Source organism: Streptomyces sp. SBT349, from assembly GCF_001083795.1.
Lineage (GTDB): Bacteria > Actinomycetota > Actinomycetes > Streptomycetales > Streptomycetaceae > Streptomyces.
In genome coordinates, this window is the sequence record NZ_LAVK01000320.1 from 1 (window position 1) to 8,564 (window position 8,564).

Below are 8,564 nucleotides of genomic sequence, written 5' to 3' on the forward strand. Positions count from 1 at the left end.
AGCGCGGGGCGAACCGACGGTCCTCTCCCCCGGCTCGGCGGGGGAGCCGGGGGAGAGGACCGTCGGTTCGCCCCGCGCTGGTCCGGACACGGTCCTCCTCCACGTCGGCCGCTGCATGAGGCGGGCACGTCTTCTCAGGAGAACGGTACGAGACCGCCCGGCCGCCCCAGAAGGGCGGACCGGCCCGTCACCCACCGCCACGGGGTGAAGGACCGGTCCGGGAGCCCGCCATGGGCCGAAAAGCTCTAGCAGCAGCCCCCGTAAGGGCTGCCGAGGCCGTCCGAGGGCGCTCCGTAACGGCGGTCGGTGCGATGCCGTTCGAAGTCCCCGCGGCGGAGCACGGGGGCCTCGGGGTCGGTCCTCCTGGTGTGCGCGACATAGCGGTCGTAGGCGTTCTCGCCGGTGAACTCGGTGATGTACCAGCGCAGCCAGGCCGCCGCCCGGCGGGGCGCGGCGATCAGGGCCCGGGTCATTCGTGCACCTCCTGCCGGGGTCCGGTGGACTGCCCGGGGATCCCGCCGCCGGGGCCGAGCCCCGCGGTCGCGAGCTCGGCGCGTTCCTCCTTGGTGGCGATGAGCCCGGCCGGGGCGACGATCCTCGACTCCACGTGCGGGGACTCGCGCAGCGGGATCGAGCCGGGGCGGCGCACGGCCTTGACGCAGATCCGCAGCGCGTCGGCGAAGACCACGATGACCAGCAGGGCCAGCACCGCGGAGAGCACCGCGTCGAGCGTGGCGTTGTTGACGATGGTGCGCATCTCGCCCATGTCGGAGGCGCCGGGCAGGAGTTCGCCCGCGTCGATGCCGTCCTGGTACAGGTCGCGGCGGGCCAGGAAGCCCACGGCGGGGTCGCCGGAGAACACCTTCTGCCAACTCGCGGTGAGGGTGACCACCGAGACCCAGGTCAGCGGGAGCACCGTCACCCAGGCGTACTTCAGGCGCCCGGACTTGACCAGCAGCACGGTGCAGATCGCCAGCGCGACGGCGCCGAGCAGCTGGTTGGAGATGCCGAAGATCGGATAGAGCGTGTTGATGCCGCCGAGCGGGTCGTTGACGCCCACCCACAGCAGATAGCCCCACAGCGCCACCACGATGGCGCTGATCATCAGGATCCCCGGCCACCAGGTGTTGGAACGCACCTTGGCGAACTTCGGATGGATGCTGGCGATCGCGTCCTGGAGCACGAAACGTCCCACGCGGGTGCCCGCGTCGATCGCCGTCAGGATGAACAGCGCCTCGAACATGATCGCGAAGTGATACCAGAAGCCCATCATGGAGTCGCCGCCGATGATGTCGGCCAGGATCGCGGCGAGGCCGAGCGCCAGGGTGGGCGCGCCGCCGGTGCGCGACAGCAGCGACTCCTCCTCCACCGACTCCGCCGCGGCGGCGAGCTGTTCCGGGGTGACCGTGAAGCCCCAGGAGGAGATGGTCTCCGAGGCCGCCTGGACCGTGTCGCCGATCACCGCGGGTGGCGCGTTCATCGCGAAGTAGATGCCGGGGTCGAGCACGCAGGCGGCGGTGATCGCCATCACCGCGACCGAGGACTCCATCAGCATGGCGCCGTAGCCGATGGTGCGGACCTGGGTCTCCTTCTGGATCATCTTCGGGGTGGTGCCCGAGGAGATCAGCGAGTGGAACCCGGAGAGCGCCCCGCAGGCGATGGTGATGAAGACGAACGGGAAGAGCGACCCCGCGAAGACCGGGCCGTCGCCGTTGGACGCGAAGTCGGTGACCGCCTCCATCTGGAGGTTGGGCAGGGTGACGACGATCGCGACGGCCAGCAGCGCGATCGTGCCGATCTTCATGAACGTGGACAGGTAGTCCCGCGGCACCAGCAGGAGCCACACCGGCGCCACGGAGGCCGCGAAGCCGTAGAGCACCAGCGCGATGACCAGCGTGCGCGGGTCGAGCGTGAACGCGTCGGCCAGGCCCGAGTTGGCGACCCAGCGGCCGGACACGATGGCGAACAGCAGCAGCGCCACCCCGATCACCGTGACCTCGGCGATCTTGCCCGGTCGCAGATAGCGCAGGTAGACGCCCATGAAGAGCGCGATGGGGATGGTCATGCCGACCGAGAAGGCGCCCCAGGGCGACTCGGCCAGGGCGTTGACCACCACGAGCGCGAGCACGGCCAGGATGATGATCATGATCGAGAAGATGGCGACGACCGCGGCGATGCCGCCCACCGGGCCGATCTCCTCGCGGGCGATCTGGCCCAGGCTCTTCCCGTCCCTGCGGGTGGAGAAGAAGAGCACCACCATGTCCTGGACGGCCCCGGCGAAGATCACGCCGACGATGATCCAGATGGTGCCGGGCAGATAGCCCATCTGCGCCGCGAGCACCGGGCCCACCAGGGGGCCCGCGCCCGAGATGCCGGCGAAGTGGTGGCCGAGCAGAACCCGGCGGTCGGTGGCGTGGAAGTCGTGCCCGTCGCCCATCCGCTCCGCGGGCGTGGCCCGGGTCGGGTCGGCTCTGAGCACGCGGGTCGCGATGAACCGCGAGTAGAAGCGGTAGCCGATGGCGTACGAGCCCAGCGCCGCGGCCACCATCCACGCGGCGGAGACATCCTCGCCGCGGGACAGTGCCAGCATGGCCCAGCCGACGGCCCCGACCAGGGCGACGGCGGTCCAGATGGCGATGGAACCCGGACGCGGTTGACGGCGCTGTCCTGGCTGACGTGCCGGTGATGCTTCAGGTGGGGATTGCACGGTGTCCTCCCGCCGGTCCTCCTTGACTGACGGGCCGGAATCTAGGCCCTGACAGGCCCGTTGGCCATGGCGCGGACGATCACGGTCCAGGTCACCGGGGGCCGGTCGGCCTCGGGCGCTCCAGATTCGCCAGGAATTTGTACCGATCGCCCCGGTACACCGAGCGCACCCACTCCACGGGCTCGCCCTCGGTGTCGCGCGAGTGGCGGGAGAGCATCAGCATCGGCAACCCGACGTCCGTGCCCAGCAGTCCGGCCTCGCGCGGGTTCGCCAGGGAGGTCTCGATGGTCTCCTCGGCGCGCGCCAGGTGGACGTCGTAGACCTCGGCCAGCGCGGTGTAGAGCGAGGAGTACCGCACCAGGCTGCGGCGCAGCGCCGGGAAGCGCTCCTGGGAGAGGTGCGTGGTCTCTATGGCCATCGGCTCGCCGCTGGCCAGGCGCAGCCGCTCGATCCGCAGCACCCTGCCGCCCTCGGGCAGGTCGAGCAGCCGGCTGAGCCGCTCGTCGGCCGTGATGTAGCCGATCTCCAGCAGCTGCGAGGTCGGTTCCAGGCCCTGGGCGCGCATGTCCTCCGTATAGGAGGTGAGTTGGAGGGTCTGGGAGACCTTGGGCTTGGCGACGAAGGTCCCCTTGCCCTGGATGCGTTCCAGGCGGCCCTCGACGACGAGCTCCTGGAGGGCCTGCCGCACCGTGGTCCGCGACGTGTCGAACTCACTGGCGAGGGAGCGCTCGGGGGGCACCGGGGTGCCGGGGGGAAGCGTCTCGGTCATCTGCTGGAGATGGCGCTTGAGGCGGTAGTACTTCGGCACCCTGGCCGTGCGCGTCCGGTCGGTGCCGTCGGGACCCGCGGTGGTCGGGGACGCCCCGGCCGCGCCGGCCGTCACCCCCCCGTCCCTGGCCATGGCCCGCCTTCCCGACTCGTTCTGTTCTGCCGTCACCGGCTCCTCCGAGACATCGCAGCTCACATCGTGACACGGGCCCCTGAGGGGCGGTGCCCCCGGGCAGATGTCGGTCCTGTAACGGACCGGGTGACCCACTCGTGGACCCTTGACACCCGGCTTGGTCTAGTCCAGGCTCCCGTGCAACTGGTCTACACCTCTTGAATACACCACTAACGTAACGGCCGTTACCGGGCACTTCGTGAGGGGGGTCCGGCCTTTTTGAGGAGGGTGACGTGAAGCGCAAGCTGATCGCTGCCGTCGGCGTAGCAGCCCTGACGGCCACGGTGGCCGCGTGTGGCGACGACGGCAGCAGCGGTGGGGGCGGCGGCAGCGCCGATTCCATCACCGTGTGGCTGATGAGCGGCTCGGCGCCGGACGCGTGGGTCGAGGAGGTCAACACGGCCTTCGAGGCCGAGCACGACGTCGAGGTCAACGTCGAGATCCAGCAGTGGGAGGGCATTCAGGACCGCCTCACCACGGCGCTGTCCGAGGACGGCACCGTGGACGTCCTGGAGCTGGGCAACACGCAGACCATCGGCTACGCCAACACCGGCGGCCTCGCCGACCTGAGCGAGATGGCCGACCAGCCCTGGGCCGAGAACATGCTGGAGTCCGCCCAGGTGGACGACACGCTCTACGCGGTTCCCTGGTACGGCGCCAACCGTGTCGTCATCTACGACCGGAGCATCTGGGAGGACGCGGGCGCGGAGGTGCCCACCACGCGTGACGAGTGGGTCGAGGCCCTCGCGCTCATCGAGGAGAACACCGAGGCCGAGCCCATCTACCTGCCGGGCCAGAGCTACTACGTGATGGGCGGCTTCATCGCCGACGAGGGCGGCTCCTTCGCCGCCGAGGACGGCGACTCCTGGGCCGGGGCGCTGAACACGCCCGAGGCCGAGGCGGGCATGGACTTCTACGGCGAGCTCCAGGAGTTCTCCGACTCCCCGACCGACAACGACGAGGCCGAGCCCCAGCAGTCCGTCGACGTGGTCCCCAATGGCGAGATCGCCAGCTGGATCGGCCTCCAGTGGGAGGCGAACAACGCCATCGCGGCCATCGAGGAGGCCGGCGGCGAGGCCGACTTCGGGTACTTCCCGGTGCCGGGCGAGAGCGCCGACGAGCTTGGCCACGTCTTCCTCGGCGGCTCCAACCTCGCCGTCGCCGAGCGCGCGGGCGATCAGGAGCTGGCCCGCGCCTGGCTCGAACTGGCCACCTCGCAGGAGTACGCGCAGAAGTACGTGGACGCCGCTGCCGGCGGTGTGGTGCCCAACCGCACCGATGTGACCGCCGAGCCGGAGCCGGGGAGCTTCGCCGAGGCCATGGTCGCCTCCGCGGACGTCGGCTTCCTCCCGCCCCTGACACCCGGATGGGCCAACGTGGAGGTCGAGCCGAACCCCATCAAGGAGATGATGACAGAGGCGCTCAACGGCGAGGACTACGGATCCATCGCCGAGGAGGCGGACGCCGAGATCACCGATCGCATCAACCGCGAATAGCCCGCGCCATCGGGGTGCCGCCGGCCGGCGGCGGCACCCCCTTCTCCTGCGAGGGACGACACGCATGACGCTGCACATCGAGGACGCACCACCCGAGGTATCCGGTGCCGGCACCGCGGGGCCGCCCCGTCGGCGGCAGCGGCGCCCCCTGCCCACCGGCTGGGTCCCCTATCTGCTGATCGCGCCGGCGATCGCGGCCCTGCTCGCGGTGCTGGGCTACGCCCTCGTCCAGAACGTGATCATCTCGTTCCAGGAGTTCGGCCGCCGCCAGCTGATCTCCCGAACCACCGAGTGGACCGGCCTGGAGAACTACCGGACCGTCCTTCGCGACGAGCGGTTCTGGGACTCGGTGGTCCGCACCTTCGTCTTCATGGCCGCCAACGTGGTGCTGATCATGGGCATCGGCACGCTCGTGGGACTGCTGCTCTTCGCGCTGGGCACGAAGATGCGGCTGCTGCTGTCGGTCAGCCTGGTGGCGGCCTGGGCCATGCCGGTGACCGTGAGCACCACCGTCTTCCGCTGGCTCTTCGACACCCAGTTCGGCGTCGCCAACTGGGTGATGCGCAGCCTCGGCTTCTCCGGCTACGACCAGCACAACTGGTTCGGCAGCGGCGTCTCCACGCTCGTGATCGTCACCGTCCTCATCGTCTGGGCCTCCGTGCCCTTCGTGGCGCTCAACCTCTACGCCGGGCTCACCACCATCAGCGGCGAGATCTTCGAGGCCGCCCGCATGGACGGCGCCTCCAACTGGCGCATCTTCTGGTCCATCCTGGCGCCGATCATGAGGCCGTTCTTCATGATCACCACATTCCTGGAGATCATCTGGGTCTTCAAGGCGTTCACCCAGATCTACGCGCTGAACGCCGGCGGCCCCAACCGCGAGTCCGAGACGCTGCCGGTCATGGCCTACATGGAGGGCATGAGCCAGAGCCAGTACGGCAGCGCCGCCGCCATCTCCGTGCTGACCCTGGTCATCCTGCTGGTCGCCATGTCCTTCTACTTCCGGCTGATCTTCAAGCAGGAGAAGGAGCAATCGTGAGGAAGGTCTGGCTCAACGGCTCGGCGCTGCTCCTGTCCGCGCTGTTCCTCTTCCCCGTGTACTGGATGTTCTCCACGTCCCTGAAGAGCAACTCCGACGTGCTCAGCAAGGACCCGGTCCTCCTGTTCACGCCGTCGTTCGACCACTACGGCACGGCCAGCGGGGTCGACCTCTTCTGGACCTACGTCGGCAACAGCCTCTTCGTCACCGTCGGCGCCGTGCTGCTCGCCCTGACGGTGGCGCTCGCCGCCAGCTACGCCATCGCCCGCATGCGGTTCCGCGGGCGCCGCGGCATGCTGCTCGCGGTGATGATGGCGCAGATGGCGCCCTGGGAAATCCTGATCATCGTGATGTACCTCAACGCGCGTGATCTGGAGATGCTCAACAGCCTGCTGACCCTGACGCTCATCTACTTCGTCATGGCGCTGCCCTTCAGCATCTGGACGCTGCGCGGCTTCATCGCCGCCGTCCCGAGGGACCTGGAGGAGGCCGCCCTGATCGACGGGTGCAACCGCACCCAGGCGTTCTTCCGCGTGATCTTCCCCCTGCTCGCGCCCGGCCTGATGGCGACCTCCCTCTTCGGCTTCATCCTGGCCTGGAACGAGTACGCCATGGTCCTGGTGCTGAACAAGGACCCCGACGCGGCCACCCTGCCCCTGTGGCTCACCCAGTTCCAGACGAACTTCGGCAACGACTGGGGGGCCACCATGGCGGCCTCCTCCCTGTTCACCGTGCCGGTGCTGCTCGTCTTCGTCTTCCTCCAGCGACGGGTCACCGGCGGCCTCACCGCGGGTGCCGTGAAGGGATAGCACTCGCTCATGACGACCGCCGTACGCGACTCCGACACCGTGACCCGGGATGCCCTGGCCGTCCTCCAGCCGACCTTCGACGGCACCACCACCCTCCCCGGCTGGCTGCCGCGCCAGCTGGAGAACGGCATGACCGGCGTCGGCCTCTTCGGCCGCAACGTCGTCTCCAGTGAGCAACTCGCCCAGCTCACCGGGCGGCTGCGCGAGGCCAAGCCCGACGTGCTGGTCGCCATCGACGAGGAGGGCGGGGACGTCACCCGGCTCGAAGTCCACGGCGGGTCCTCCTTCCCCGGCAACCACGCCCTGGGCAGCGTGGACGACCCCGAGCTGACCCGCGCGGTCGCCGCCGCGCTCGGCCGCCGCCTGGCCGAGTGCGGGATCACCCTCAACTGGGCGCCCTCCGCGGACATCAACACCGACCCGGACAACCCGGTCATCGGCGTCCGCTCCTTCGGCGACGACCCGGCCCTGGTCGCCCGCCACACGGTCGCCTATGTGGAGGGCCTCCAGAGCGTGGGCATCGCCGCCTGCGTCAAGCACTTCCCCGGCCACGGCAACACCAATGTCGACTCCCACCATGCGATGCCACGCATCGACATCGACCTGGCGACCCTCCACGAGCGCGAGCTCGTCCCCTTCAAGGCCGCGATAGCCGCCGGCACCCGCTGCGTGATGAGCGCCCACATCCTGCTCCCCGCCCTCGACGGCGAGCGCCCCGGCACCCTCAGCCCGGCCGTCCTCACCGGCCTGCTCCGCGCCCCCGCGGCCGAGGGCGGCCTCGGCTACGAGGGCCTGATCTTCACCGACGCCATTGAGATGCGCGCCGTCGCCGAGACCTACGGCCTCGACCACGGCTGCGTCCTGGCCGTCGCCGCGGGCGCCGACGCCCTGTGCATCGGCGGCACCCCCTCGGACGAGGCCGAGGTGCTGCGCCTGCGCGACGCCCTGGTGGCCGCCGTCCACTCCGGCGAACTGCCCGAGGAACGCCTGCACGACGCCGCCGAGCGCGTCAGGGCCCTGGCCCGCTGGACCTCGGAGGCCCGCGGAGCGGAGCCCGCCCCGGAACCGGACGGTGACATCGGCCTCGTGGCCGCCCGCCGCGGCCTGCGGCTGACCACCCCCGACGGGGCCCCCGCGCACCGGCCGCCGGGCACCCCGCCCTATGTCGCCTCCTTCCCGCCCGTGGCCAACATCGCGGTCGGCACCCAGACGCCGTGGGGCGTCGGGCGCGAGCTCGACCGGCTGCTCCCCGGCACCGCCGGCGGCAGCCACACCCGCGAGGACGCCGAGCGCGCCGGGACCGAGGGGCTGGCGGCCGAGGTCCTGCGGGCCGCGGGAGACCGTCCCCTGGTCGCCGTGGTCCGCGACGTCCACCGGCACCCCTGGATGGCGGCCACCCTGGACGCGCTCCTCGCCGCCCGCCCCGGCACCGTCGTGGTGGAGATGGGCGTGCCGCACGCCCCGCCCTCGGGCGCCCTGCACATCGCCACCTATGGCGCCGCCCGCGTCTGCGGCCGGGCCGCGGCCGAGGTCATCGCCGGAGTCCGAGGCGACTGACCCGCCCCACCGGGGC

The 8,564-nt window shown here is 70.5% G+C and carries 7 protein-coding genes; 4 read left to right on the forward strand and 3 right to left on the reverse strand.

Translation table 11 applies throughout. The features are described 5' to 3' along the window. Positions 1–245: 245 nt before the first annotated feature. The 3 genes from ADY01_RS28525 to ADY01_RS28535 form a co-directional block, all read right to left on the reverse strand. A complete protein-coding gene (locus ADY01_RS28525) occupies positions 246–473 on the reverse strand; it encodes a YbdD/YjiX family protein (protein WP_049579254.1) in 228 nt (75 codons plus the stop codon). Continuing rightward, complete coding sequence (locus ADY01_RS28530) at positions 470–2,590, reverse strand: carbon starvation CstA family protein (protein ID WP_199826329.1); 2,121 nt, start codon at positions 2,588–2,590, stop codon at positions 470–472. The genes ADY01_RS28525 and ADY01_RS28530 overlap by 4 nt, the downstream gene beginning before the upstream one ends. Positions 2,591–2,798: 208 nt before the next feature. Further along, complete coding sequence (locus ADY01_RS28535; RefSeq protein WP_049579257.1) at positions 2,799–3,608, reverse strand: GntR family transcriptional regulator; 810 nt, start codon at positions 3,606–3,608, stop codon at positions 2,799–2,801. 272 nt (positions 3,609–3,880) lie between these two features. Between ADY01_RS28535 and ADY01_RS28540 the strand changes: the two genes are divergently transcribed. The 4 genes from ADY01_RS28540 to ADY01_RS28555 all read left to right on the forward strand — a co-directional run bounded on the left by ADY01_RS28540 (position 3,881) and on the right by ADY01_RS28555 (position 8,548). Beyond that, complete coding sequence (locus tag ADY01_RS28540) at positions 3,881–5,143, forward strand: extracellular solute-binding protein (RefSeq protein WP_049579259.1); 1,263 nt, start codon at positions 3,881–3,883, stop codon at positions 5,141–5,143. Between the two features lie 64 nt (positions 5,144–5,207). Then, positions 5,208–6,182, forward strand: a complete 975-nt coding sequence (locus ADY01_RS28545; RefSeq protein ID WP_049579261.1) for a carbohydrate ABC transporter permease — start codon at positions 5,208–5,210, stop codon at positions 6,180–6,182. Next, positions 6,179–6,991, forward strand: a complete 813-nt coding sequence (locus ADY01_RS28550) for a carbohydrate ABC transporter permease (RefSeq protein ID WP_234320446.1) — start codon at positions 6,179–6,181, stop codon at positions 6,989–6,991. The genes ADY01_RS28545 and ADY01_RS28550 overlap by 4 nt, the downstream gene beginning before the upstream one ends. A 9-nt stretch (positions 6,992–7,000) precedes the next feature. Continuing rightward, on the forward strand, positions 7,001–8,548 hold the full coding sequence (locus ADY01_RS28555; RefSeq protein ID WP_049579262.1) for a glycoside hydrolase family 3 protein: 1,548 nt from the start codon (positions 7,001–7,003) through the stop codon (positions 8,546–8,548). The last annotated feature ends 16 nt before the right edge of the window (positions 8,549–8,564 follow it).

Coding starts and splice junctions, on each gene's coding strand:
- ADY01_RS28525 (WP_049579254.1), bottom strand. CDS start 473: ATGACCCGGGCCCTGATCGCCGCGCCCCGCCGGGCGGCGGCCTGGCTG.
- ADY01_RS28545 (WP_049579261.1), top strand. CDS start 5,208: ATGACGCTGCACATCGAGGACGCACCACCCGAGGTATCCGGTGCCGGC.
- ADY01_RS28535 (WP_049579257.1), bottom strand. CDS start 3,608: ATGGCCAGGGACGGGGGGGTGACGGCCGGCGCGGCCGGGGCGTCCCCG.
- ADY01_RS28555 (WP_049579262.1), top strand. CDS start 7,001: ATGACGACCGCCGTACGCGACTCCGACACCGTGACCCGGGATGCCCTG.
- ADY01_RS28530 (WP_199826329.1), bottom strand. CDS start 2,590: ATGCTGGCACTGTCCCGCGGCGAGGATGTCTCCGCCGCGTGGATGGTG.